General features: G+C 72.0%; 23 protein-coding genes. 11 read left to right on the top strand and 12 right to left on the bottom strand.

Going from position 1 to position 23,475, the window contains the following annotated elements; genetic code table 11:
* Window positions 1-15 precede the first annotated feature (15 nt).
* Complete coding sequence (locus ABD352_RS37225) at window positions 16-1,272, bottom strand: NYN domain-containing protein (RefSeq protein ID WP_344617253.1); 1,257 nt, start codon at window positions 1,270-1,272, stop codon at window positions 16-18.
* 125 nt (window positions 1,273-1,397) lie between these two features.
* Between ABD352_RS37225 and ABD352_RS37220 the strand changes: the two genes are divergently transcribed.
* The gene (locus ABD352_RS37220; protein WP_344617260.1) at window positions 1,398-1,595 is read left to right on the top strand and encodes a hypothetical protein; all 198 of its coding nucleotides are present in this window, start codon (window positions 1,398-1,400) and stop codon (window positions 1,593-1,595) included.
* An 82-nt stretch (window positions 1,596-1,677) separates the two neighbouring features.
* Here ABD352_RS37220 and ABD352_RS37215 read toward each other — a convergent pair whose 3' ends face one another.
* Entirely contained in the window at window positions 1,678-2,451 is a 774-nt protein-coding gene (locus tag ABD352_RS37215; RefSeq protein WP_344617252.1) for a sensor histidine kinase, read from the bottom strand.
* Window positions 2,452-2,605: 154 nt separating this feature from the next.
* On the opposite strand from ABD352_RS37215, the gene ABD352_RS37210 reads away from it, so the two are divergent.
* Complete coding sequence (locus ABD352_RS37210) at window positions 2,606-3,028, top strand: response regulator transcription factor (RefSeq protein WP_344617251.1); 423 nt, start codon at window positions 2,606-2,608, stop codon at window positions 3,026-3,028.
* 44 nt (window positions 3,029-3,072) lie between these two features.
* Window positions 3,073-4,161: a sensor histidine kinase gene (locus ABD352_RS37205; protein ID WP_344617250.1), complete on the top strand. Its 1,089-nt coding sequence runs from the start codon at window positions 3,073-3,075 to the stop codon at window positions 4,159-4,161.
* Window positions 4,162-4,201: 40 nt separating this feature from the next.
* Here the strand turns inward: ABD352_RS37205 and ABD352_RS37200 are convergent, their stop codons facing one another.
* The 3 genes from ABD352_RS37200 to ABD352_RS37190 are packed head-to-tail and all read right to left on the bottom strand — an operon-like array spanning window position 4,202 to window position 7,071.
* Window positions 4,202-4,570, bottom strand: coding sequence for a response regulator transcription factor (locus ABD352_RS37200; protein WP_344617249.1), 369 nt, complete (start codon window positions 4,568-4,570; stop codon window positions 4,202-4,204).
* 32 nt (window positions 4,571-4,602) lie between these two features.
* Entirely contained in the window at window positions 4,603-6,306 is a 1,704-nt protein-coding gene (locus ABD352_RS37195) for a glycoside hydrolase family 3 protein (protein WP_344617259.1), read from the bottom strand.
* A 30-nt stretch (window positions 6,307-6,336) separates the two neighbouring features.
* Window positions 6,337-7,071: a TetR/AcrR family transcriptional regulator gene (locus ABD352_RS37190; protein ID WP_344617248.1), complete on the bottom strand. Its 735-nt coding sequence runs from the start codon at window positions 7,069-7,071 to the stop codon at window positions 6,337-6,339.
* A 63-nt stretch (window positions 7,072-7,134) separates the two neighbouring features.
* On the opposite strand from ABD352_RS37190, the gene ABD352_RS37185 reads away from it, so the two are divergent.
* The gene (locus ABD352_RS37185; RefSeq protein ID WP_344617247.1) at window positions 7,135-8,310 is read left to right on the top strand and encodes an FAD-dependent monooxygenase; all 1,176 of its coding nucleotides are present in this window, start codon (window positions 7,135-7,137) and stop codon (window positions 8,308-8,310) included.
* A gap of 139 nt (window positions 8,311-8,449) precedes the next feature.
* Window positions 8,450-11,194: a galactose-binding domain-containing protein gene (locus ABD352_RS37180; protein WP_344617246.1), complete on the top strand. Its 2,745-nt coding sequence runs from the start codon at window positions 8,450-8,452 to the stop codon at window positions 11,192-11,194.
* Between the two features lie 187 nt (window positions 11,195-11,381).
* Here the strand turns inward: ABD352_RS37180 and ABD352_RS37175 are convergent, their stop codons facing one another.
* The 4 genes from ABD352_RS37175 to ABD352_RS37160 form a co-directional block, all read right to left on the bottom strand.
* Window positions 11,382-11,876: a phosphoribosyltransferase gene (locus ABD352_RS37175; RefSeq protein ID WP_344617245.1), complete on the bottom strand. Its 495-nt coding sequence runs from the start codon at window positions 11,874-11,876 to the stop codon at window positions 11,382-11,384.
* A 58-nt stretch (window positions 11,877-11,934) separates the two neighbouring features.
* Complete coding sequence (locus tag ABD352_RS37170; protein WP_344617244.1) at window positions 11,935-12,372, bottom strand: hypothetical protein; 438 nt, start codon at window positions 12,370-12,372, stop codon at window positions 11,935-11,937.
* 94 nt (window positions 12,373-12,466) lie between these two features.
* The gene (locus tag ABD352_RS37165) at window positions 12,467-14,206 is read right to left on the bottom strand and encodes a carbohydrate-binding protein (protein ID WP_344617243.1); all 1,740 of its coding nucleotides are present in this window, start codon (window positions 14,204-14,206) and stop codon (window positions 12,467-12,469) included.
* Window positions 14,207-14,235: 29 nt separating this feature from the next.
* On the bottom strand, window positions 14,236-15,846 hold the full coding sequence (locus ABD352_RS37160; protein ID WP_344617242.1) for an RICIN domain-containing protein: 1,611 nt from the start codon (window positions 15,844-15,846) through the stop codon (window positions 14,236-14,238).
* A gap of 165 nt (window positions 15,847-16,011) precedes the next feature.
* Here ABD352_RS37160 and ABD352_RS37155 point away from each other — a divergent pair, with 165 nt between their 5' ends.
* From ABD352_RS37155 to ABD352_RS37140, 4 genes are all read left to right on the top strand, one after another.
* Entirely contained in the window at window positions 16,012-17,010 is a 999-nt protein-coding gene (locus ABD352_RS37155) for a GNAT family N-acetyltransferase (protein ID WP_344617241.1), read from the top strand.
* A gap of 52 nt (window positions 17,011-17,062) precedes the next feature.
* Window positions 17,063-17,536, top strand: coding sequence for a hypothetical protein (locus ABD352_RS37150; protein WP_344617240.1), 474 nt, complete (start codon window positions 17,063-17,065; stop codon window positions 17,534-17,536).
* A gap of 245 nt (window positions 17,537-17,781) precedes the next feature.
* Window positions 17,782-18,765 carry a hypothetical protein gene (locus tag ABD352_RS37145; RefSeq protein WP_344617239.1) on the top strand — a complete coding sequence of 328 codons (984 nt, stop codon included), beginning with the start codon at window positions 17,782-17,784 and terminating at the stop codon, window positions 18,763-18,765.
* Between the two features lie 26 nt (window positions 18,766-18,791).
* Window positions 18,792-19,157, top strand: coding sequence for a hypothetical protein (locus ABD352_RS37140; protein WP_344617238.1), 366 nt, complete (start codon window positions 18,792-18,794; stop codon window positions 19,155-19,157).
* On the opposite strand, the gene ABD352_RS37135 is transcribed toward ABD352_RS37140, so the two are convergent.
* Window positions 19,135-20,721: a TIGR03086 family metal-binding protein gene (locus ABD352_RS37135; RefSeq protein ID WP_344617237.1), complete on the bottom strand. Its 1,587-nt coding sequence runs from the start codon at window positions 20,719-20,721 to the stop codon at window positions 19,135-19,137. The two genes, ABD352_RS37140 and ABD352_RS37135, sit on opposite strands and share 23 nt — an antisense overlap.
* Before the next feature lie 241 nt (window positions 20,722-20,962).
* Here ABD352_RS37135 and ABD352_RS37130 point away from each other — a divergent pair, with 241 nt between their 5' ends.
* The gene (locus ABD352_RS37130; RefSeq protein ID WP_344617236.1) at window positions 20,963-21,700 is read left to right on the top strand and encodes a dienelactone hydrolase family protein; all 738 of its coding nucleotides are present in this window, start codon (window positions 20,963-20,965) and stop codon (window positions 21,698-21,700) included.
* A gap of 129 nt (window positions 21,701-21,829) precedes the next feature.
* Here the strand turns inward: ABD352_RS37130 and ABD352_RS37125 are convergent, their stop codons facing one another.
* Entirely contained in the window at window positions 21,830-22,339 is a 510-nt protein-coding gene (locus tag ABD352_RS37125) for a hypothetical protein (protein ID WP_344617235.1), read from the bottom strand.
* Between the two features lie 62 nt (window positions 22,340-22,401).
* Here ABD352_RS37125 and ABD352_RS37120 point away from each other — a divergent pair, with 62 nt between their 5' ends.
* Window positions 22,402-22,815, top strand: a complete 414-nt coding sequence (locus ABD352_RS37120; RefSeq protein WP_344617234.1) for a nuclear transport factor 2 family protein — start codon at window positions 22,402-22,404, stop codon at window positions 22,813-22,815.
* 19 nt (window positions 22,816-22,834) lie between these two features.
* Here ABD352_RS37120 and ABD352_RS37115 read toward each other — a convergent pair whose 3' ends face one another.
* Window positions 22,835-23,431 (bottom strand): hypothetical protein, encoded by a 597-nt coding sequence (locus ABD352_RS37115; RefSeq protein ID WP_344617233.1) that lies wholly within the window; start codon window positions 23,429-23,431, stop codon window positions 22,835-22,837.
* Window positions 23,432-23,475: the final 44 nt, after the last annotated feature.

The following is a 23,475-nucleotide window of genomic DNA, read 5'->3' as shown; positions in this document are numbered from 1 at the left end:
CAGCCGCCCACCCGGCTAGTCCGGAAGCGGCGGGGCGGGGCTCAGCCAGGTCCGCACGGCCGCCTCCTCCTCGCCGGTGAGGGGGATCTGGGCGGCCTCGGCGCGGGCGAGGACGTTGTCGACGAAGGCGGCGCCGATCTCGGTGGGGGTCGGCGGGGGCTGGCGGTGCAGCGGGGAGCCGCCGAACGAGGTGCCGCGGACCACGAACGCGACCGCGCCCCGGCTGACCGGGACGCCGCCGTCGCGCAGCTGGTCGCGGGACCAGCTGGTGCACTGGGTCAGGTTGAAGCGGTGCGTGCGGGCGTACGCCGACAGCGTCTCGTAGATCGAGGGCCACCACGCCTGCGGCAGGCGGGGCAGGCTGAGCTGGTCGGCGAGGCGCTCGACCGGCTCGGGCAGGGTGGTGCGCTGGGCGCCGGGCGCGGGTGTCTCCGGGGTCGGGTGGCGGCCCTCGTCCCACAGCAGGTGCTGGGACATGCGCAGGCCGGGCAGGCCCAGCGCCTCCACGGCCCGGGCGAAGCTGCCGAGGCCGAACCAGCCGCTGGCCGCGATCACCGGGCCGAGCTCGCCGCGCAGCCGGTAGGCCAGGGCGGCCATGTTCAGCGGGGACTCGGCGGCCTCGTAGTCGGCGGTGACGATGGCCCGGAAGCGCTCGTGGGCCTCGTCGACGGCGCCGGTGTCCTCGAAGCCGCCGGCGGCGACCTCGTCGGGCTCGTCGTCGAGGTCGACCGGCTCGCCCTGGACCAGCGCCAGCAGCTGCTGGCTGTCCAGCAGCTGGTCGGCGATGGCGGTGAACGCCTCGGCGGCGTCGGCCGGGGAGACGATCATCGTGCGCCGGTCGGCGCGGCGCAGGCGCTGCAGCAGCGGGGTCATGTCGGAGTCGCCGGACGCGATGACGAACTGCTCGTAGCGGGCCTCGTCGGCCAGCGCGTCCAGGGCGTCGACGACGATGCGGATGTCGGCGGCGTTCTTCGTCGCGTTGTACCGCGGGCAGTCGATCACCTCGAACCCGGCGCGCACGAACGACGGGCGGAAGCGGGAGAAGTACAGCCGCGTGGGTTCGCCGGCGCCGTCGCGGGCGTTGACCCAGCCGGCCGGGTTGAGGTAGCACCGCAGGATGAGCCAGCGCCGCGGGTCATCCGGAGTGAGGGTGGTCGACAGCCGCCGCAGCCAGGTCCCCGGCTCGGTGGCGAAGAGCACCGCCACCTCGGGGTCCAGCTTGAACAGTCCGCTGAACACGTTGTCGAAGTCGAGGAAGAAGGCCGCCCGCACGGGTCCATGATCCCCTACCGGGGGCCTGAGTGAACCCCCCGTGAATGGGCCTCAGTGTGTTGCGATCGACATAGCACATCGTGCATCGAGCAACTTCACGCAGCGTCATTCAACGGCTACGCTGAATGCCCGGCGACCCGGACGGGGAGGAAAAGGCGACCATGGTCAAGAAGATCCTCAGATGGGGTGGCCTGGCGTTTCTGGTGTTCTTCGTCGCGTACCGGCCGCACTCCGCGGCCAACGTGGTGACCACCATCGGCGGCAGCCTCCTCGACATCGCGAACGGCTTCGGCGACTTCTTCGCCTCGCTCGGCGGCAGCTGATCCCCCGGCCGCAGGCGAGCAAGCCCGCAGCTGATCCCCCGGCCGCAGCCGAGCGAGGTGGCAGCAGATCCGGTTCGCCGGGTCAGGTGCGCACCGGCGAACGGCGGCGCAGCACGATGTGCGACGGGTCGGGCGGCGGCGCCGGCGGCAGGGTCACGGTCACCGTCACCTCGGCGTCGTTCGCGCTGACGGCGAGGGAGCCGCCGTGGTGCCGTACCACCGCGGCCACCACGGCCAGCGCGAGCCCGACGCCCTCCAGCTCGGCCGGGCCCGGACCGAAGCAGCGCTCGTAGAGGGCGCGCTGCTCGTCTGCCGGCGTGCCGCCCGGCGGGCAGAGCAGCGCCAGGCGGACCGAACCGCCCGGGTCGGGCTCGGCGGCCAGCCGGACCGTTCCCTGGCGGGGCGCGAAGGCGATGGCCGCGGACAGCAGGTTGGCCAGGGCCCGCTGCAGGTGCCGCGGGTCGGCGTCGAGCGCGGCGGCGTCCGGGACGGCCACGTCGATGGTCACCCCGGCGGCGCGGGCCTGCGTGGCCAACTCGCCAGCGACCCGGACCGCGAGCGGGGCCAGCCGGGTCGGCTCGACGGCCAGGCCGAAGCTGCCCTCGTCGAGCCCGGCCAGGACGATGAGGTCCTCCACGATGCCGTACACCCGGCCGGCGCACAGGTCGATCATCGTCACCATGCGCAGCTGCTGTTCGCTCAGCTGGCCGGCGCGGCCGCTCACGAGCATTTCGCTGTACCCGCGCAGGGAGGTCAGCGGGGTACGCAGCTCGTGGGAGGCGATCCGCATGAACTCGGCACGCAGCTGGCCCTTGCCGGGCGGGGGCCCGGGTGCGGCTGGCAGTCCGGCTGACATGGAGGGGCAACCTCCCCGTCGGTGACGCCGGCCGCGGCAGGGCGGCGGCGGGCATATCGGATGTGTCGGTTTATATCCCGCCGAACGTAGCACCTGGATCATGAGGATTCGGTACCGTCGGACGGAAAGCAACCGACCCGAGGGGCCTGGTGGAATGGCGACGGTGCTGCTGGCGGAGGACGACGACGCGGTCCGGGAGCTGCTGGAGTTCATGCTCACCGGCGCGGGCCACACCGTCCTCGCGTGCGGCGACGGCGACGCCGCGCTCCGGCTGGCCCTCGCCCGGCACCCCGACGTGGCCGTGCTCGACGTCTCCATGCCCGGCCGCAGCGGGCTGGAGGTCTGCGCCGCGATGCGCGCCGACCCGGCCACCGCCCGCACGCCGGTCCTGCTGGTCACCGCCCGCGGCACCCACGGCGACGTCGCCGACGGCTTCAGCGCCGGCGCGACCGACTACGTGGTCAAGCCCTTCGGCGCCGGCGACCTGCTGGCCCGCATCGACGCGCTGACCAGCACCGCCGGCGGGGGCGGCTGGGACCGGCTGGGCAACGCCCAGGCGCACCCGACGCGAGCCTGACCGATGGACCCGGCGCACGGCGGGCGGTCACGGTGAACGCGGCGATGCCGGCGACCGAGGCGGCGAAGGTGGCCGCCGCGCCCGGGCTCGCACCGAGCCTGCTCCCCGAGGTGCTCGGCGTGCTCGACGTGGGCGTGGCGGTGGCCGGCCCCGACGGGCGGCTCGTGCTGGTGAACCGGGCGATGCCGGCGCTGCTGGGGCTGAGCGGCGACGGCCGGCTCGCCGACCCGCTCGGCATGGCGCTGTCCGAGGTCGGGGAGGCGCTGGCGGCCCACGACGCCCGAGCCGCGGCGGCCGCGCTGACGTGGCCGCCGCCGGAGCACCCGCAGCAGCTGCGGCTGCCGGACGGGCGCAGCGTGCAGGCGGCCTGGCACCGGCTCAGCGGCGACGGCTGCTGGGTGCTCGTGGTGCGGGACGTGACGCTGCAGGCCCAGATCCGCCAGCGGCTGCGGGAGCACAACCGGGCCCTGGCCGAGAAGGTGGCGGAGAAGACGGAGCTCGTCGCGGCGCTGTGCCACGAGCTGCGCACGCCGCTGACCTCGACGAACACGATGCTGGACCTGATGCCGGACGCGTCGGCGGCACCGGAGATGGCCGACCTGCTGGACGTCGTGCGCCGCAGCGCCGCCCGCATCGGCGACGTCGTCGACGAACTGTCCACCCTCAACGCGCTCGAGCAGGGCTCCGTCGGGCTCGACCTGCGCCCGGTGGACCTTCCGGCCCTGCTGCGCGGCGCCGTCGAGCGGTGGAACGCGCGCCAGGCCGGCGGAGCCCCGGTCACCCTGGCCGTGGAGGCGCCCGGCGACGGCCCGATCACCGCCGACCCGGCCTGGCTGGACGCCCTCGTCGAGCGGCTGCTGTCGGTCGCCGTGGCCTCGGCCGGGGACGGCCCGGTGCGGGTGGCCGCGGCGCCCGGCCCGGGCGGCTGGCTGGTCCGGGTGCCGCTGCACGAGCAGCTCACCAGCAACCGCCTCTTCACCGCGACCGGCGGGGCCCGCACCTCGACCGCGCTCATGCTGGCCCGGGCGGTGGTGGCACGGCACGGCGGCAGCCTGCGGATGGCGACCGGGCCGGACGGGGGCGCCATCGAGCTGCGCCTGCCCCGCGAGGCGCCCCGCGACCCGCGCGCCTGAGCACCCGGCCGGCGGGCGCGAAAAGCCGGGACGAAGCCGATCAGGCCGGGCCGAGGAGCTGCTCGATGCGCTGTAGCAGGTCGCGCGGGCTGAAGGGCTTCACCACGTAGTCGTCGGCGCCCGCCGCGAAGCCCGACGCCACGTCGAGCCACTGCCCCAGGGCGGTCAGCAGCACGATCGGCAGCTGGGCGGTCTCCGGGTGGGCGCGCAGCTCCCGGCACACGTCCAGCCCCGACATCCCCGGCATCGAGACGTCCAGCACGGCGAGGTCGGGGACCCGGCGCAGGGCGTCGCGGACCGCGGCCCGGCCGTTGTCGTGGGCGGCGACGTCGAAGCCCGCGCCGTCGAGCACGGTCTCCAGCATCGAGCGCACGTCCCGGTCGTCGTCGACCAGCAGTACCGTCGGCATGATCAGACCCCTGGGAACAACATAACCCGATGTCAGGAGCTGCCGCTGCCGAAGGCGTACAGCACCGAGGCCCCGTCCGGCGTGCGGATCGTGACCGGCAGGCGGCCCGGGGTGCCGGCCCGGCCGGTGAGGGCGTCGGCCAGGGCGGCCAGCGACGGGGGCTGGTAGCCGTAGACGGCGAGGTAGGCGGGGGCCGTCGGGAAGTACGCGATGTCGTAGGGGCCGCCGACCGCGGCCACCACGACCGGGCGGCCGGTGGCCAGCAGCGCCTGGACGAGGGCCACCTGGGTCGGGTCGGACCAGGCGTTGTTGGTCGTCACGACGGTGGCGGCGGCCGTCTGGGCGGCGGCGACGGCCTGGGCGATGAGCGCCGGCGACGGCGAGCCGGTCCACAGCCGGGTGGCGCTCAGGCCGCGGGCGGCGAGGCCGTCGGTGAGGGTCTGGGTGGTGCTCACGCCCCAGCCGGTGACCAGCACGCTCGACCCGGCGGCCAGGGGCAGGCCGGCGCCCTTGAGCTTGGTGACGGAGCGGGCGGCGATGTCGGCCATGGTCTGCAGGTGCTCCGGGGTGCCGACGACCGGGGCCGGCGCGTCGCCGCGGTCGAACAGGCCCAGGGCGCGCTTCATGCGCAGGATGCGGCGCACCGACTGGTCGATGCGGGCCTCGGTCAGGGTGCCGGCGGCGACGGCGTCGAGGACGGCCCGCACGGCCCGCGGCGGGTCGGCCGGCATGAGCAGCTGGTCGATGCCGGCGTCGAGGGCGCCGAGGACGATCTGCTCCTGGGTGAGGCCGGCGAGGGCGGCCGCGTCGAGGGCGTCGGTGACGACGACGCCGTCGAAGCGCAGGCGCTCGCGCAGCAGGCCGGTGACGATCGGGCGGGACAGGCTGGCCGGGGCGCCGGAGGGGTCGAGGGCGGGCGCGACGATGTGGGCGGCCATGATGCTGGGCACGCCCGCGGCGATCGCGGCCACGAACGGCGGCACATGGGTGGCCAGGATCTGTTCGCGGGTCTCGTCGGTGACGGCGACGCCGTTGTCGGTGTTGACGGTGGTGTCGCCGAGGCCGGGGAAGTGCTTGGCCTGCGCGCCGATCCCGGCCGCGCGGTAGCCGGCCACGGCCGCGGCGCCGAAGAGCGCGACGGCGGCGGTGCGGTCGCCGAACGCGCGGGGGCCGTCGGCGGCGTTGCGCGGGTTGGTGTTGACGTCCACCACGGGCGCGTCGACCACGTTGATGCCCAGGGCGAGCAGTTCCTGGCCGCTCACCCGGGCGGCCCGCAGCGCGGCGCCCGGGTCGGCGGTGGCGCCGGCGGCCATGTTGCCCGGGGAGATGGCGAGCGGGGCGCCGATCCGGTTGACGATCCCGCCCTCCTGGTCGGTGCTGATCTGCAGCGGGATGCCGGCGTCGGCCCGGGCGGCCGCCTGCAGCCCGTTGGACAGCGCGGCGATCTGGGCGGGCCCGCCGCCGAGGTTGTGGCTCCACGTGAAGTAGATGACCCCGCCCAGGTGGTACCGCCGCACGACCTCAGCGCCGCTGGCCACCCCGTAGCGGGCGGTGTTGGCGGCCGCGTCGGCGGCGGAGGGGGCGGTGGCGTTGTCGCCGTACACGTACCCGACGAACAGCTGCCCGACCTTCTGCTCCAGGCTCAGCCCGGACAGGAGCTTCGCCACGGGGTCACCGGGACCGGCCCAGGCGTCCTCGGGCAGGCTCGCGGCCGCGAGGGCCGCCGCGGAACACATCAGCACTGATCGCCGCAACATACATCAATCTCACTCCTGTCTATGCGTGCCGTCAACCAGAGCGGCGATCCCGTCCAGGACCCGGGTGAGGCCGAACGCGAACTCGGCGTCCGGGTCGAACTCGGCGTCGTCGTCGATCGCGCCGGCGGCGATGGCGGCCGCGATGGCCGGGAACCGGGCCGGGACGGCCAGCCGGGTCAGGGCCCGGCCGTAGTCGATCCGCGGGCGGTCGCCGGGTGCCCGCATCGCCGCCGCGGCGGTCGCCGCCCAGCTGCGCACGAAGCCGCCGAGGAGCATGACGACGGAGAGCTTCGACCGCTCCGCGAGACCCGTGTCGCCGAGGGCGGCGAGGCAGCGTTCCAGCCAGGCGATCTGGTTCGGGGTGATCGGCGGGGCGGCGGTGGGCACCTGCAGCATCCACGGGTTGGCCAGCAGCGCGGCGAGGTACGCGCCGGCCCACGCCTCCAGCCGCGGCCGCCAGCCGCCGCCGGGCGCCGGCTCGGGCGGGGTGCCGACGCCGGCGTCGAGCATGAGGTCCAGCAGCTCGTCCTTGGCGGCGACGTAGCGGTACAGCGCCATCGCCGACGTGCCGAGTTCCTTGCCCAGCCGGACCATCGACACCGCCGCGAGGCCCTCGGCGGCCGCCACCCGCACCGCGGTGTCCACGATCCGCTCGAGGCTCAGGCCGGGCCGCGGGCCGTAGCCGGGCCGGTCGCGCAGCCCCCAGGCCGCCGCGACGCTCGCGGGAACTCCGTCGTCATCCACCCCTTGTTTATATCATAAACAGTCGTGTTTAATCCTTAAACAGTCGAGCGAAGGAGACCCCTCATGCACGTCCTGATCTCCGGCGCGGGTGTCGCCGGACCGGCCCTCGCCTACTGGCTGCGCCGCGGCGGCCACGCCGTCACCGTCGTCGAGCGCGCCCCCGGCCTGCGCGAGGGCGGCCACGCCGTGGACTTCCGCGGCGCCGCGCACCTCGGCGTGCTGCGCCGCATGGGGGTCCTCGAGGAGATCGAGCGCCGCCGCACCGGCATGGGCGCCATGTACTACGTCAACGAGTCCGGCCGGCGGGTCAGCCGCATGCCGGCCGACCTGTTCGCCGGCGACGTCGAGATCCTGCGCGGCGATCTCGGCCGGATTCTGTACGACGCCACGGCCCCCATCGGCGTGCAGTACCGTTTCGGCGACGCGATCACGGCGCTGCACGAGGACGAGGACGGCGTGACGGTGGCGTTCGAGCGCGCCCCGGCGGCCCGCTACGACCTCGTCGTCGGCGCCGACGGCCTGCACTCCGCGGTGCGGGCGCTCGCCTTCGGCCCCGAGGAGCGGTACGTGCACCACCTCGGGCTGCACTGCGCGATCTTCCCGGTCGGCAACTTCCTCGGCCTGGACCACACCGCCGAGGCCTACCGCACGACGAGCAAGGTCGTCATCGTGGCCAGCGCCAACCACAACGCCGAGGCGCGCGCCCAGCTGTTCCTGCCCACCCCGGCGCGGCTGCCGGACCGGCGCGACGCCGACGCCCAGCGCCGCGCCGTCGCCGAGGCGTTCGCCGGGATCGGCTGGCAGACGCCGCGCCTGCTGGAGGCGATGTTCAAGACCCCCGAGTGGTACTTCGACAGCGTCGCCCAGGTCCGCATGCCGCGCTGGAGCACGGGCCGGGTGACGCTGCTCGGCGACGCCGCGTACTCACCGTGCCTGCTGTCCGGCATGGGCTCCGGCCTGGCCGTGGTCGGCGCCTACGTCCTCGCGGGCGAGCTGGACCGCCACCCCGGCGACCCGGCCGCCGCGTTCGCCGCGTACGAGCGGATCATGCGCCCCTACGCCGAGGGTGCCCAGCAGGGCGCGGAGGGCACGAGCAGGATGATGGTGCCCCAGGGGCGGCTGCTGACCGCGTTCCTCAACCAGTACATCAGGCTGGTCCCGTATCTGCCGGGCAAGAAGATGATCGCCGACGCGGCCCGGCGCACCGCGGAGGCCGTGCGGATGCCCGAGTACGCCTGATCAACGCGCCAATCTCGGTTTCGTCAAAATTTTGCCGAGATCGATCGCGGAAACGACTCTTGACGCGCGAGCGGATCCAGCGTTGCATGCAAATACTTGCGGCCGCCGCTACGTGCCGCGACAAGGAGGACGTGTTTCCATGCAACGACCGTCCATGCGGGCGGGACGCCGGGCTGTCGGGGTGGTGGGGGCGGCCGGGCTGGTCGGCGCGCTGCTCGTCGCGCCGCTCAGCCCCGTCTCCGCCGCCACCACCGCCGGCGCCACCACGCCGTTCACCAGCCTCGAGGCCGAGGCCGGCACCCTTGCCGGAGGAGCGTCGACCGTGGCGCTCACCTCGGCGCCCACCACGCAGTACTCCAGCCCCGCCCTGGAGGCGTCCGGCCACGCGTACGTGCACCTGGCCGGCACCGGCCAGAAGGTCCAGTGGACCAACACCACCGGGCACCCGATCAGCGCGATCGTCGTGCGGGCGAGCATCCCCGACGCGCCGGGCGGGGGCGGCATCGACGCCACCCTCAACCTGTACGTCGACGGGACCTACCGCCAGGCGCTGAACCTCACGTCGCGCCAGACGTGGGTGTACGAGGGCAACAACCACTACAACGACAGCAGCGACCAGAACCCCGCCGACGGCAACCCGCGGGTGTTCTTCGACGAGGCCCGCGCCTTCGTGACCGGCACGCCGATCGCGGCGGGGGCCACGTTCGCGCTGCAGAAGGACGCGGCGAACACGGCGGCGTTCTACGACATCGACGTCGTCGACGTGGAGCAGCCGGCGCCGATCGCCCAGCCGGCGAACTCGCTGTCGATCACGTCCTGCGGCGCGGTCGCCGACAACCCGGGCGTGGACAGCACCGGGGCCATCCAGAGCTGCATCGACCAGGCGCAGGCGCAGGGCAAGGTACTGTGGATCCCGGCCGGGACCTTCTACCTGAAGGGCACGAACGGGCTGCACGCGCAGGGCATCACCATCGCCGGGGCGGGGCCCTGGTACAGCACGGTCTACCGCGCGGTACCGCTGCCCAACCCGACGCCGCTGGGGGCCGTCTTCCAGCTCACGTCGACCACGGTGAAGGACTTCCACGTCGACTCCAACGCCACCAGCCGGGCCACCGCCGACGGCGCCGGCGGCGCGATGGACACCACCGGCACGAACTGGGTCGCCGACGACATCTGGACGCAGCACACGCTGTCCGGGTTCTGGGCCTCCGGGACCGGCGGGCAGGTGCGCAACAGCCGCCTGACCACGATCTGGGCCGACGGGATCAACCTCAACAACGTGTCGCTGAACGGCACCGTCGGCAACAGCCTGTCCGCGACGAACAACTTCGTGCGGGGCACCGGCGACGACGGCATGGCGATCAACTCGGTCAACTACAACACGGACGGCAACGGCACCCGCACGTACTACACGGCGATGTCCAACGTGTCGTTCACGCACAACACGATCGTGGCCCCGTGGGGCGGCAAGGGCATCGGCATCTACGGCGGCTCCGGGCACGACGTGGAGTACAACCTCGTCTCCGACACCGCCCGGTACATCGGCCTGGGCGCGGGCCGGTTCGGCGTCAACGGCAGCGACCTGCTCGGTGCCACCGTCAACGGCAACGTCGTGGCCCGCTCCGGCGGCAACGGCTACAGCCAGGGCCAGCCGGCGCTGCAGATCGGCAACGGCGGCGACGGGCAGAACGTCGGCGCGGTGGACCGGGTGAACGTCACCAACAACACGGTCACGGACTCGCTGTACGACGGCATCGGCTTCTCGCAGTCGACCAACACCCAGCTGCAGGGCAACACGGTCACGTCGCCGTGGCGCAACGGCGTGGTGATCGCCCCGCCGTTCTACCCGGCCCCGAGCGGCTCGGCCACGATCACCGGCAACACGGTGACCGGGCTGAAGGCGGGCGCGTCGGCGTACCTCAACAACTCCGGCGGCTTCGCGGCCACCCTGAGCGGCAACAGCTGGCAGGGCGGCGGCGGCCCGGTCGAGGCCCCGTACGGCGGCACCCCCGCGGCGATCCCCGGCACGGTCCAGGCCGAGAACTACGACACCGGCGGCCAGGGCCTGGCCTACAACGTCACCTCGGTCAACGGCAGCGGCGCCGGCTACCGCGCCGACGGCGTCGACCTGGAGCCGACCTCGGACGCCGGCGGCGGCTGGAACCTCGGCTGGACGTCGGGCGGCCAGTGGTTCCGCTACACGGTGAACGTGGCCACCGCCGGCCAGTACACGGTGACCGCCCGGGTCGCCGCCCCCGCCGCGGTGACCGGCGCCTGGCACCTGGCCAACGCGTCCGGCGCCAACCTGACCGGCGCGGTGAACCTCCCGGCCACCGGCGACTGGCAGGCGTGGGCCTCGGTCACCGCGACCGTGACCCTGCCGGCCGGCCAGCAGGTGCTCACCCTCGTCGAGGACACGGGCGGCTGGAACCTCAACAGCCTGGCGTTCGCCTCCGGCGGCACCACCCCGCCCCCGTCCAACCTGGCCGCGGGCAAGCCGACCAGCGAGTCGTCGCACAACCAGACGTACGGCTCGGGCAACGTGACCGACGGCAACCAGGGCTCCTACTGGGAGAGCGCCAACAACGCGTTCCCGCAGTGGGTCCAGGTCGACCTGGGCAGCGCGCAGAAGGCCACGAAGGTGGTACTCCAGCTGCCCGCGTCGTGGGGCGCCCGCAACCAGACCCTGACCCTGAGCGGCTCCGCCGACGGCGCGAGCTTCACCACGGTCGTGTCCTCGGCGAGCTACGCCTTCAACCCGTCGTCGAACAACACCGTCACCATCACCTTCCCGGCGTCGACCCAGCGCTACTGGCGGGCGACGTTCACCGCGAACACGGGCTGGCCGGCCGGCCAGCTCTCCGAGTTGCAGGTCTGGGCGTAGATCCGCACCGAACACCGGCGCGTCGCCCGCAGCGGCGGCGCGCCGGCGTTCGGTAAGGTGGCGTCCGTGTCGGGCCCGTGCTGGACATGAGCCGCCGGCGCCCTGCTGCGCAGCGCCTCGGCCGGCGTCCGGCTGGCCGGCGCCACTCCCCCGCTGTCGGACCTGCTGGCGTTGCTGTCCGGCGACGTCAGCCGGTGACGGGCGCCGACGGGTCGGTGACCGGCGGCAGGCTCGACCACGGGAAGTTGATCCAGCGGTCCGTCCGGTGCCACACGTACTCGCACGCCACCGTCGAGTGCGGCTTCTCGTACAGCACCGCGCACCGCACCTGCGCCACCCGCCCCGCGCAGAACTCGCGGACCACCTCCAGGGTGGCGCCGGTGTCGGCGACGTCGTCGGCGATGAGGACGCGGGCGGCGGACAGCTCGCGCAGGTCCGGCACGGGGTCCAGGATGACGGGGGCCTCGAGGCGCTCGTCGACGCCGGTGTAGTACAGGACGTTCAGCATGTGGATGCTCTTGACGTCCAGCGCGTAGCTCAGCGCGCCGGCGACCAGCAGCCCGCCCCGGGCGACGCTGAGGACCAGGTCGGGGCGGAAACCGTCGTCGGCGATGGCCTGCGCGAGCTCGCGCGCGGCCGTGCCGAAGGCCTGCCAGTCGAGGATCTCCCGCTGCTGTTCCATGCTGACCGTCCCACGCCGGCTGCCCGGCTCCGCGCGGCCGGTCCGCGCAGCATATCGGTCAGCGGTGGTGGTGGACCGCTGCGGCCGGGTGCGGCGGGACCTGGTCCGCCGGAGCCTGGTCGGCCGGGGCCTCGTCGGCCGGAGCGAGTCCGGCCTGGTTGGCGTCGGCCGGGACGACGGCGGTCTCCCGGCGGCCGATCTCGGTCGAGGTCACGTGCCCGCTCAGCTGCGCGACCGGCTCGGGGCGCAGGGCGACGCCGCTCGTAGCCAGCGTGACGAGCAGCGCACCCCAGGCGAGGGTGGGGTACCGGCGACGGCGGCGGGGCCGCGGCCGGGGCCGGGGCACCACCGGCGCCGAGGTCACCGGCGTCGAGTGGCGCGGGCGGTACTCCACCGGCGCCGGGCGGGCCGGGATGGGTGAGCTGCGGGGGTACGCCGGGGCGACGTGGGTGATCGGGATGACCCGCACGTACGGTCGGACGAGGGCTGCAGGCATGGACCGACGGTAAGCCGCATCAGTCCCCGCCGATCCCTTCCGGACCGGGTGAGCAGACGAATCACCCCGTCGCTCACCCGATCCGGGCGAGATGTCACACGAACTTGAACCAGTCGAGGTCGAGCGCGTCGGCGCTGTCGCTCACCTTGGCCACCGCGGTGATCGTGGTGGTACCGGCGGGCAGGTTGCTGACGTTGAAGGAGATCTCCTTGTAGGTGCGCCAGTCACCGGTGCCCAGCAGGCCGGGGGCGGCGATGACCGGGCCGGTGGCCGAGCCCGCGTGGAACTCGAGCGTGAACGCCTGGTTGGTCGGGCGGCCCGAGGAGTAGCGGAAGGTCACCATGTTGGGGTTGCGGCCGCCGAAGTTGACGCCGTTGTACTGCAGCCAGTCGTTGTTGCCGAAGTAGCCGACCTCCACGCCGCCGCTGGCCGTGGACGTGGACACCTTCTGGGTGCCGGACTGGCTGTCGTACGACTCGGCCTCGATGGTGGCGAAGGCGTTGCGGTTGCCGGGGTTGCCGCCGGTCGGGGACGGCGTCGGCGAGGTCGGCGGGTTGGACGTCGGCGGGTTCGAGGTCGGGGGAACCGTGCCGCCGCCCCAGTTGGCGCCGCGGCCCGACAGGGTGCCGTTGACGAAGACCGAGTTCTGCAGCTCGCGCTTGAAGTTCGCCTTGATGTTGGCGTTGTCCTGGACGCGGCTGTTGCCCCAGTAGCCGTCGGTGCAGTTCGGCGAGCCGGCGGTCGCGCCCGGCGGGCAGGCGAACTGGGTGATCGCCTCCCAGTTGCTGTTGATGTAGGCGGCCGCACGCAGCACGTCGGTGTTGGCGTTGACGTAGGAGAAGTACTGGTCGTACCACGACCCGATCTTCGTCCAGTCGCCGTTGAGGGAGACGCGGTTGTTCACGTTGGTGCAGGACGCGTCGAGGTTGGCGGTGCGGTACCCCTGCGGCGTCGACTCCGAGATCATGGCCGGCTTGTTGTGCGCGCGGGCGAAGGTCAGGGAGCGGTCGTAGAGCGACTTCGGGCTGGCCGTGGTCGGGGTGTCACACGCCCACTGGTACTGCCGGAAGTTCGCGTCCCAGTAGAAGGTGCTCATGCCGATCCAGTCGACGACGTCGTCGCCCGGGTACCAGTCGGTGAGGTGGCTGGGGTTGCTGAAGTCGAACTTGTACTGCGCGTCGCCGTCCTTCGGGTAGGTAGCGCTCTGCCACACGGTGGCCACGTTGGTGGCCCCGAGGGCGTCGATGCGCTGCTTCACCACACGGAAGGCCTGCTTGTAGAAGTCGGTGTTGTAGCAGTTCCACGGCCCGTCGAACTCGTAGCCGACCCGCAGGTAGATGGCCCGGTTGGTGTTCTTCAGGTACGTGATGAGGTTGTCGAGGTTCTGCCGGTACTGCTGCCCCAGCGCGCCCGCGATGTCGGCGTCCTGGCGGCCGATGATGGCCCGCAGCGGCTGGTTGTTGCAGCCGGGGTTGTCGGCCAGGTACAGCCCGACGGCGAGCGCCGCGCCGGGGTACTCCGACAGCGTCTGGTCGAAGTTGAAGACGTTGCCGTTGAGGTTGCACGTCGCGGTGAGGCCGTTGCACGCGTTGGGGGAGATGTTGGTGTACAGCGTGACGCCGCCCGGCCGCGGGAAGCTCGCGTCGACGTCGAGGACCTGCTGCTTGAGCGCGGTCAGGTCGGGCGTGGTCTGCCCGGCGAGGAACAGGACCTTGCCGTTGGCGGGGAGGTTGCGCCCGGCGACGGCGGCGGCGGGCAGGGCGTTGATGATCGGCAGGGTGACGGCGGCCGCGATGGCCAAGCCGGCGCCGAGCAGCACTCTCGTACGGAACATGGGGCTCCTTTTGCGGGGGTGTCCGGGCCTCAGGCGGTTGCGAGGCGCCAGTTCTGGTTGGACTGCGGGCCGGTGCCGCACGTCCAGATCTGCAGCCGGGTGCCGTTGGCGGTGCCCCAGCCGTTCGCGTCGAGGCACTTGCCCGACTGCGGGTTGACGATGGTGCCGTTGGCCTGCACGGTCCAGCGCTGCGCGCCGTTGCCCAGGCACGTCCACAGCTGCACCTTGGTGCCGTCGGCGGTGCCGCTGCCGGTCACGTCCAGGCACTTGCCCGACTGCGGGTTGACCCAGGCGTCCCCGTTGCGCCGCCAGGTCTGCGCCCCGTTGCCCAGGCAGTCCCACAGCTGCACGACGCTGCCGTCGGCGGTGGCCCCGCCAGAGATGTCGACGCAGCGGTTCGATCCGACGCCGATGATCCGGTTGTTGGTCTGCGTTGCCGTACACCCCGTCACAAACCCTCGATCCGTCAGACCTTGGCAGAACGAGGCCTTCGCGGCGGGGTACTGCGACAGCCGCCCGTCCACGAACCACGTCGAGTTCACCGGGAAGTCGAACGTGCCGTCCTGCACCCCGTCCCAGCCGTAGCGGAAGTCGAGGTCGATGTAGACGGCGGCCTTGATGACGTTGCTCAGGTCGTACGTGCCCGAAAGGTTGGGGATCGGGCCCTTGTAGTTCATGAGGCCGAAGTACCGCTTGACCCAGGTGTCGCCGCGGGTCGCCTCGAGGCCGCTGGTGTCCGAGCCGTTGTCGGTGAAGTTCATCATCCCGGACTCCGACACGATCATCGGCTTGCCGTGGTCCTTGGCGAACTTCATCATCTTCAGCACGTTGCCGTCGTAGTCCCAGTTCTGCCAGACGGCGGCCTGGTTGCCGTTGCTGTCGGTGCCGAGGTACGCGTTGCGGCACTGCAGGGTGCCGGTGTCGTAGTTCTGCGGCGGCGTCCCGTTGTACAGGTAGCCGTTGTCGTAGATCGGCATGCACAGCTCGTGCGCGAAGATCGACACGCCGACCCAGTCGGTGACGGCGTCGCCCGGGTACATCGCCTCGAACTCCCCGCGCACCGGGTGGAACACGTAGGTCACGTTGTCCTGGTGCTTGGCCCCGTCGATGAGCTGACGGATCTTCGCGAAGGCGCCCTTGTACGACGAGCAGCTCGCGTCCGTGCAGTGGTAGAACGACGACACCTCGTAGTCGAGGCGCAGGAAGAGCTTCGCGCTGGGGTACTGGTTGATGAACGCGATGAGCTGGTTGAACTGCGCCGCGTACTGCCCGGCGGCGAGCTCAGCGGTGACCTGGCGGGAACGGGCGGCCTTGGCCTGCTCGTCGCCGCCGGTGAACCCGGGCGGGTTGTCCTTCCAGGACACGCCGATCTGGACCATCTTGCCCTGCTGGGCAAGGTAGGTCGCGTAGTCCTTGTGCCCCTGGTTGACCCAGGTGCCGGACTTCACTTCGTAGTAGACGGAGCCGCCGCTGGGTGCGGCGGCGAAGGATGTGTAGTCGTCCCATGCCGCCTTCGTGGACTGTCCCACGAACAGCAGCCGGCCACTCCCCGGCACGAACGTCGAGGCGGTGGCGGCCGCCGGCGCCGCTACGGTGAGCGACGCGAACATGAGCACGACGACGAGGAGGCGTCGCATCATGCGGGTAAGGTACGAACCCTTCGCCGGGTATCGAAGCCTTTTCGAAAGCCCCGTGTAAATTTCGCCCCCGGCGCCCCGGCGGGCGTGACCGCGGCGCAACGGCCTGGGCGGTCGCGGCCGGCGCCACGGTTTCCCCGGCTGTGCCGCCTGGCCTAGCATCGAGCCATGCCGGGCAAGCCCACCCAAACCCATCTCCTCCTGGGAGCCGCGGCCGCGGGCCTGACGCATGCGGGGTTCAGCCTCTACTGGGCACTCGGCGGTCGCTGGCTGTTACCGACGGTCGGCCAGTGGGCGGTGAACGGCGCGCGGGAAGCGCCGGTGGCCGCCGGCCTGTTGCTGGTCGCCGTCGCCGCGGTGAAGTGCGCGGTCGTGATCATTCCCCTGGTGGGGCCGCTCCCCCGCCCGGGCCTGTGGCGGGCCTTCGCATGGCTGGCCGCCGTCGTGCTCACCGGATATGGGGCCTTGAACACCATCGTGGCCTGGCTCGTGCTGGGTGGTGCCGTGCGGCCCGAGGGTGGCTTCGACCGGCAGGCGATGATCGGCCACGCGTACCTGTGGGACCCGCTGTTCCTCGTGTGGGGCATCCTCCTCGGCGCCGGCCTGTTCATCGGCGGCCGCGACAGGCGGAACCGCGCGGCCGAGCCCATCGGCGAGGTGGCGCTGCGGCCGGTCGACGACTCCGACCTGGATGCCCTGTTCGAACAGATGCGCGATCCCGAGTCGGTCCGGATGGCCGCCTTCGTCGCCAGGAATCCCGACGACCGCCCGGCCTTCGATGCCCACATGGCAAAGATCAGGGCGTCGCCCGAGGTGACCATCCGCGCGGTGACCGTCGACGGGCGGCTCGCCGGCACTGTCGGCAGCTTCGCCGTCGACGGCGAAACCGAGGTCACGTACTGGATCGACAGGTCATGCTGGGGCCGGGGCATCGCCGGCCGGGCGCTCGCCCTGCTGCTGGAGTCGGTTCGCGTGCGACCGCTGTTCGCCCGCGCCGCGACCGACAACATGCGGTCGCTCAGGGTGCTGCAGCGGGCAGGGTTCGCGATCATCGGCACGGAGGTTGCGTTCGCCGCGGCGCGAAATGCGGAGATCGAGGAGACGATCCTGCGCCTCGACGGCAGTTCCGGGCGCCCGCCGGCACCGGACGCCGGCCACGAAGCGTGACACCCTCGGATCGGCGGCACCAAAACCGTCGGCAATCATCAATACTGTGCCGATGTGGAGGTGGTGGGGCGTCCAGGTGGCGGCCGTCCTCGCGCTCGGCCTCGTCACGGGGTTCTTTCCGGGCAGCTCGACCCGGGTGACCATCGAGCGCTGCCACGTGAGCGCCGGCGACTACACGCCGGACGTGGTCTGGTGCACGGCGCACTGGAAGACCGCGGGGTTCACGGTCACCGGCCAGGTCCACGGGGTCGACATGTCCCCGGGACCGATCTGGCACGGGATCGGCTACCAGGACAACTGGTACGTCTCCGAGCCGCCGGACTCCCTCCGCCATCTCCCGGCGGTCGCGGTGCCAGGCGACGCGGCCGTCTACCCGGCGCTGGTCTGGCCGACCCGGGTCCTGTTCGGCCTCGCGGTGGCGATCCTGCTCATCGGGCTGGCGAGCCGCGCGCGGTACCTGTGGCACCTGCGAAACGCGCCCCCGCGCGAGAGCATCACCCTGCGGAAAACCGCCGGGCCCGAGTGACGTCGGAACCCTGACGCTCGGGCGGCAGCGCACGGTCGCCGTCGGGGGTCGACGCCCTGAAGGACAACGGCGCGCGGACGGAACCCCGAAGCGTCGCCTCGGGCGACCGGGGGATATCCCCCGGTCGCGTTCGGGGGGTGGTCGGATGGTTACCGGCGGGCGGTTCGCCGAGGCTGATGGACATCCATCGTCATCGTGGCGGCCGGTTGGGCACCGTCCGCTCGTTTCTCTGTCTGGAGCCTCCGATGAACGTGCTCACGAGGTTTGTCCACGCGGTGCGTGGGTGGCACCGGCCGCTGGTGTTCCACGCGGCGCTCATGTTCGGGCTGGCGGTCTTCTCCGCGGTGGGAGTGTTCGCCGATGATCGGTCGTTGCTGGGCGAGCCCGTGTGGATGAAGCCGATGAAGTTCGGCGTGGCCATGGGCGTCTACAGCCTGACGTTGGCGTGGCTGCTCACGCGGCTGGCGAAAGGGCGGCGTGTCGGGTGGTGGTTCGGGACCGTGTTCGCGGTCGCCGGGGTGCTCGACGTCGGGGTGGTGGCGTGGGCCGCGGCCGACGGGACGTTCAGCCACTTCAACAAGGACACCGATGGCGTGGCCCCGATCGTGCAGAAGGTGTTTGCCTTCGGCATCCCGCCGTTGATGCTGGCCACGCTGGTGATCGTGATTCTGGTGCTGATCCAGCGGACCGGCGACCGCGCCCTCACCCGCGCCCTGCGCGCCGGGCTCGGGCTCGCGTTCGCCAGCATGGTCGTGGCGCTCTGGCTCAGCATCTCCGCCGGGTCGGCGCCGCGTACGGAGATCGACGCGAACGGGCACGCGGTGCCCCTGCTCGGCGCGCACGGCATCGGCGACCCGGACGGGCACGGCATGTTCCTGACGAACTGGAGCACGACCGGCGGCGATCTGCGCGTGCCGCACTTCGTCGGTCTGCACGCCATCCAGGTACTGCTGGCGGTCACCGCGATCCTGAACGTGCTCGCGACCCGGCGCGCGTGGCTGCGCGCCGAGCGGGTCCGTGCCCGCCTGGTCGGGGCCGCCGTGTTCGGCTACGCCGGCGTGTTCACCGTGCTGACCTGGCAGGCCAAGCGAGGCCAGTCCGTGCTGCACCCCGACGCGCCGGCCCTGGTCGCGTTCGGCGCGGTCGCGGTGCTCACCCTGGTGGGAGCGGCCACGGCGGTCGCGGCGGCCCGCAGACAGACCGTGGAGCTCGCCGCCGCGAATGCCTGAGGTTCGGCCACTTCTACGATCAGCGCGTGGCCGAGATGTTGATGCTGATGTTCAGCTACTTCGAGCATGACTGGGACGAGAGCATTGAGGGCGCCGCGGAGTCCGATGCGGAGCTGATGCGTCGCGTCACCGAAGGTGAGTGGATGCCGTACGCCGGCGACGAGCCCGATCCGCAGGACATCGCGACGATCGAACAGCTCGCGGCCCGGGCGCGCGAGTCGATCGACGAATGGGATGTGCCGGAGGACGTCGTACGCATCCCCATCGAGAAGCTGCGGGCCCTCATCGCGGCCGGCGGCTGGACGTTCGTCGCCGGTGAGTTCATGGAGTTCGAGGGTCACCACAACGACACCGAGTACATCGTGAAGCTCACCCGCGCGGCGTCCAGCTGACGTTTCGGCCCAGGTACGCGGCGAGGTGATCGGCGGCGCTCGCCTCCGCGGGGACCGGCTGGGCGGGAGCGAACGAGCCGCCAGGTGTTCGCGGCAGCGCTCGGTAGATCTCGTGGACCGCGGGGAGGGTCCTCGCGGCGACGTCGGGGGCGAGGTCCGTGGGCCGGCCGGTCGCTTTGGCCAGGTCCCAGCCGTGGACAAGCATCTCGATGACGACCTGCTCGACGAGCCGCCACCCCGGGGCCGGCCCGTACCGCTGCACCAGCATGCCGGGCCGGTCGAAGGCGGTCAGCGCGGCTTGGGCTGACGCACGAAAGGCGGCCACGTGGTCGTCGCCGAGGTGGTCGGCGGTGAAGTCGGTCCGGGGGTTGCCGTCGGCCAGGCTGGTCCACATCAGATTCTCGTAGACCAGATGGTTGAGCAGGGTGCGCACGCTCCAGCCGGCGCAGGGCGTGGGGTCGTCGAAACGGTCGGCGGTGACGGTGGCCACGATCTCGGCCACCTCGGCCACGACCCGGGCGTACGCACGCGAAACCTCTTCCGGGCCGGACCGGGCGGCGCCCCCGAGGACGGCAGAGATCTCCGCGGCGCGGGCGCCCGGCGCGGGGTTGGCGCGCAGCGCGGTCATGAGCCACTGCCCCGCCGCGGCCAGGCTCGGTCGCACGGGCCAGCCGTTGATGACGCACAGGAGCTGCCAGTACCGTTCGGCGCGCGGGTCAGCGGCGATCTCCAGCTGCTCGAGCAGCTGGCTCCGCGCGTCCTCGCCGTCGCCGCCCGGTCGCAGGTCGCCGCCTTCCTGCATCGGCAGCCAGACACCGACGACATCGGCCACGACCGGGTCGGCCGCCGGCGAGTCCGCGGGAACGCCGGCGTCGATCGCCTCGGTGACCCGCCGCACCCAGAAGTCGGTCACCTGCTGGACCGCCCGCACGTCGTGTTCGTCGTACGGGCCGGGGGCGTGCCGCGCGGCGTACTCGCCCATTCTGCGCATCGCGGCGCGCAACTGCGGATCGCCGAGCATGTCGGCCAGTTCGATCCACGCGTCGACCTGCTCGTTGGTGGGTTCGTCGGGCAGATCCGGAGTGGCGGCCATCAGGCCCTCCCGGTACCCCGAGGCGTCGAGGTCGCCCAGCACGTCGGATACGAACTGGTGAATGATCGCGTTGCGCTGCGCTGCGGACAGCCGCGCCAGCTTGGTCATGACAGCAAGCTCCTCGGTTGTGGAATTGCGGGTGGCGACCGAACGCAGTACCGCGCACTGCACCCGCAGCGTGCGCATCTGCACCTCCAACGCATCCGCGTGCAGTGCGGCCACGTCGGCGATGCCGTGCCGGCCGTCGAGGACGTCACGTATCGCGGCCATGCCCAACCCGAGATCGCGCAGGGTCCGGGCGAGTTCGAGGCGGGCCACCGCTCGTGCGTCATAGCGCCGGTAGCCGGCCGCGCTGCGACCGGTCGGCGGCACGACGCCGACGTCGGACCAGTGACGGATCAGCTTCACCGACAGACCGGTCCGCTCCGCCAGCTCACCGATACTCAACAGGACGGCGTCATCGTCGGGCACGTCGCCAACCATCGGGTCTCCCACACTGGGAGAGTCAACCCCATTCGCCCCTCCTTCAGGCGAGCCGCGCAAAACCTGTTGGCGTACCACGGCGACCGGTGCTAGTTTTCCGGAGGCCGTGCGAGAGACCGAGGAGGTGGTACCCGTGAACGATTCGACATGGGTGCTCCCCTCAGGGGTCACGGCCGGGCGATAGGTCGTCCGGGAGCGCCGTTCGCGAGCACTCCCGAAAGGCACGACCATGCAATTCACTTCCGAACAGCGCCTCGACGACGGCGTCCTCGAGCGCGAGTTCACCCTCGGCGAGATCCCCGGCATCCTGTGGACGCCCGCATCCGCCTCCGTGTCCGCACCGGCCCCGCTGATCCTGCTCGGCCACCCCGGCGGACTGCAGAGGATGTACCCCCGGCTGGCGGCCCGGGCCCGGCACGCTGCGGCAGAGGGCTACGCCGCGGCCACCATCGAGCTCCCCGGGAGCGGTGACCGGCCCCGTTCCGCCGTCGCCGACGAGGCCCGCGCCGACCTGCGCCGGGCGCTGGAGGCCGGCGAGCCGGTCAGCGACGACATCGTCGACCGGCTCGTCCTGCCGCTTGTCGAAACGGCGGTCCCGGAATGGCGGGCCACTCTGGACGCCGTCCTGGCGCTGCCCGAGATCGGCGGCCCGGTCGGGTTCGCGGGAGGGGTGATCGCCATCGGCGTCCGGCTGGCGGTGGTCGAGCCGCGCATCTCGGCCGCCGCGCTGTTCGCCGGGAGTTTCGTGCCCCGCACCATGTTCGAGGAGGCCCGGCAGGTCACCATTCCGCTGCTGGTCCTGCTGCAGTGGGACGACGAGGGAAACGACCGGCAGATGGCCCTGGACCTGTTCGACGCCTTCGGCTCCAAGGAGAAGACGCTGCACGCCAACATGGGCGGGCACACCGGCGTACCGCGGTACGAGGGGGACGACGGGAACCGGTTCTTCGACCGGCATCTGAAGTAGGGCCGGGCCGTCAGGCGGGCGGCAGCCGATAGGAGCTGCCGCCCAGGCTGACGCACAACCGCCCCGATCGCGGCGGTACCGGCCATCGGCGGTACCGCCCGGTCGGGGGCGGGCAGGTTCGGCCGATGTTCAGTCGGGGTCGCCCGGCTGCCATTCCTCCAGGCTGAGCATCAGCTCGGTGCACGAGGACACCTCCGGGCAGGTGCTCTCGTGGGCGATGTTCCGGTCGTCGGCGTTCAGGGTCATCCGGTACTTGGGCGGGTAGACCAGGCTGACGCAGGTTGGAATCCCGCTGCAGCGATTCTGCCCGGGCAGAGCGCCGACCTGCTGGAACTGCCCGGAGAGGGCACTGAGCGCCGCCGGCCCCTGCACGTTCGGCGCGATGTAGAAGCGCGTCCAGTACGGCTTGCCGGAGGAATACTTGTCCTCCAGCGTGTCCGTCACCCGCCACCCCTCCGGCAGCGTGATCTTGTCGAGGGCCGCGTACGCGGCGTCGGTGCGCTGCGCGGCGGGCCGGTACGAGAAGTACCAGTAGCCCCCGCCGATGAGGACGAGGGCCACAACGACTCCGGCCACGATGAACCACTGGTCTCGGGTTTTGATGGCGCGCTCCACGACGTCGAACGGTCTCCGGCGCACGCAGTATCCCGCATCGATCCTTCGCCGTGGGGGCGCCCGCGACGCTGGAGCTAGACTGGAGAGTGGCTCTCACACATCAGGAAGTCTTCGAGCGGTACATGTACGCCGGCGCGATCACCCGGAACCCGGACGCGATCGCCGCGATGTTCACCGAGGACGGCGTGTACGACTCGCCGCTGGCTCCCGACGGTCATCCGCTGCGGCATCTGGTGGGCCGCGACGCGATCCGGACCGGAACCAGCCTGTATCACCAGCAGCCGGCCTATCAGGCCACGATGAACCTCGAACGGTCCGCGTACGTCCTGCACGACACCGCGGATCCCGACGTGTTCATCGCCGAGATCGACGTCGCCTTCGACGAAGCCGGCGGGCGGCGCACGACGATGTCGCTCCTGCAGATCTTTCGCCTCCGCGACGGGCAGATCGCCAAGCTTCGTGACTACTTCTCGGAGTTGCCGTCCGAGCTGATCCCGTAAGGGGCGGCACACATCCGGCTCAACCGAAGGTGGAGCGCCGTGGTGTCGGTGTCAGCATCGGCGCCACGGCGGTGAGGTCCACGACCGGGACGGACGGTGCGACGAGGTTCACCGCGGCGCTGAGCGCCGCGGGGTCCACCTTGAACCCGTTGGTGGTACGGCTGGCCGCCGCCACGTCGGCCGGAACGTGCCAGATCATCTGCACCAGGTTGGCAGGGATGCGCGCCGGCAGCGGGGCCGGCCCGTCATGACCCTGCAGGCCGACCAAGGTCTCGGTGAACAGGAGGATGCGCACGCGGTACAGGTAGACCGCCGAGATGTCCGACCACGCCACGAAGTCGGTCATCGCCCGGTACACCGGCGGCCGTCCACCGAACGTTATTCCCTGCCGATCGACCCGAAGCCCGATCTTGCCGGTGAGCGCGGCGTGGCCGTAGAGCGCGAGAAGGGTGGCGGATGCGGCGTAGCAACCGGCGCCGACGACCAGCCCCAGGTCGTCGGAGCCGTCCAGCACCAGCGCGGCGGTGCCCGCGATCAGACCGGCCACCACCAGTCCCCATACCGTCGAGCTCACGCGGTACCGGGCCTGGAAAGGCGCTGCCGACTCGTCGATCATGCGCGCATCATGCCCGCCGCCGGTCACCCGGGCAATCCTCCCGA

The organism is Dactylosporangium salmoneum (genome assembly GCF_039532525.1).
In the GTDB taxonomy this organism is placed as follows: Bacteria; Actinomycetota; Actinomycetes; order Mycobacteriales; family Micromonosporaceae; genus Dactylosporangium; species Dactylosporangium salmoneum.
Note: the sequence above shows the minus strand (reverse complement) of the source record. Positions and strands in the feature narration are given on the sequence as shown.

What these genes read in the sequence shown, in the direction of transcription:
- ABD352_RS37160 (WP_344617242.1), bottom strand. Translation starts at nt 15,846, where the DNA reads ATGATGCGACGCCTCCTCGTCGTCGTGCTCATGTTCGCGTCGCTCACC.
- ABD352_RS37130 (WP_344617236.1), top strand. Translation starts at nt 20,963, where the DNA reads ATGCAATTCACTTCCGAACAGCGCCTCGACGACGGCGTCCTCGAGCGC.
- ABD352_RS37150 (WP_344617240.1), top strand. Translation starts at nt 17,063, where the DNA reads ATGTGGAGGTGGTGGGGCGTCCAGGTGGCGGCCGTCCTCGCGCTCGGC.
- ABD352_RS37180 (WP_344617246.1), top strand. Translation starts at nt 8,450, where the DNA reads ATGCAACGACCGTCCATGCGGGCGGGACGCCGGGCTGTCGGGGTGGTG.
- ABD352_RS37215 (WP_344617252.1), bottom strand. Translation starts at nt 2,451, where the DNA reads ATGTCAGCCGGACTGCCAGCCGCACCCGGGCCCCCGCCCGGCAAGGGC.
- ABD352_RS37185 (WP_344617247.1), top strand. Translation starts at nt 7,135, where the DNA reads ATGCACGTCCTGATCTCCGGCGCGGGTGTCGCCGGACCGGCCCTCGCC.
- ABD352_RS37115 (WP_344617233.1), bottom strand. Translation starts at nt 23,431, where the DNA reads ATGATCGACGAGTCGGCAGCGCCTTTCCAGGCCCGGTACCGCGTGAGC.
- ABD352_RS37170 (WP_344617244.1), bottom strand. Translation starts at nt 12,372, where the DNA reads ATGCCTGCAGCCCTCGTCCGACCGTACGTGCGGGTCATCCCGATCACC.
- ABD352_RS37145 (WP_344617239.1), top strand. Translation starts at nt 17,782, where the DNA reads ATGAACGTGCTCACGAGGTTTGTCCACGCGGTGCGTGGGTGGCACCGG.
- ABD352_RS37175 (WP_344617245.1), bottom strand. Translation starts at nt 11,876, where the DNA reads ATGGAACAGCAGCGGGAGATCCTCGACTGGCAGGCCTTCGGCACGGCC.
- ABD352_RS37195 (WP_344617259.1), bottom strand. Translation starts at nt 6,306, where the DNA reads ATGTGTTCCGCGGCGGCCCTCGCGGCCGCGAGCCTGCCCGAGGACGCC.
- ABD352_RS37210 (WP_344617251.1), top strand. Translation starts at nt 2,606, where the DNA reads ATGGCGACGGTGCTGCTGGCGGAGGACGACGACGCGGTCCGGGAGCTG.
- ABD352_RS37205 (WP_344617250.1), top strand. Translation starts at nt 3,073, where the DNA reads ATGCCGGCGACCGAGGCGGCGAAGGTGGCCGCCGCGCCCGGGCTCGCA.
- ABD352_RS37220 (WP_344617260.1), top strand. Translation starts at nt 1,398, where the DNA reads ATGCCCGGCGACCCGGACGGGGAGGAAAAGGCGACCATGGTCAAGAAG.
- ABD352_RS37155 (WP_344617241.1), top strand. Translation starts at nt 16,012, where the DNA reads ATGCCGGGCAAGCCCACCCAAACCCATCTCCTCCTGGGAGCCGCGGCC.
- ABD352_RS37165 (WP_344617243.1), bottom strand. Translation starts at nt 14,206, where the DNA reads ATGTTCCGTACGAGAGTGCTGCTCGGCGCCGGCTTGGCCATCGCGGCC.
- ABD352_RS37200 (WP_344617249.1), bottom strand. Translation starts at nt 4,570, where the DNA reads ATGCCGACGGTACTGCTGGTCGACGACGACCGGGACGTGCGCTCGATG.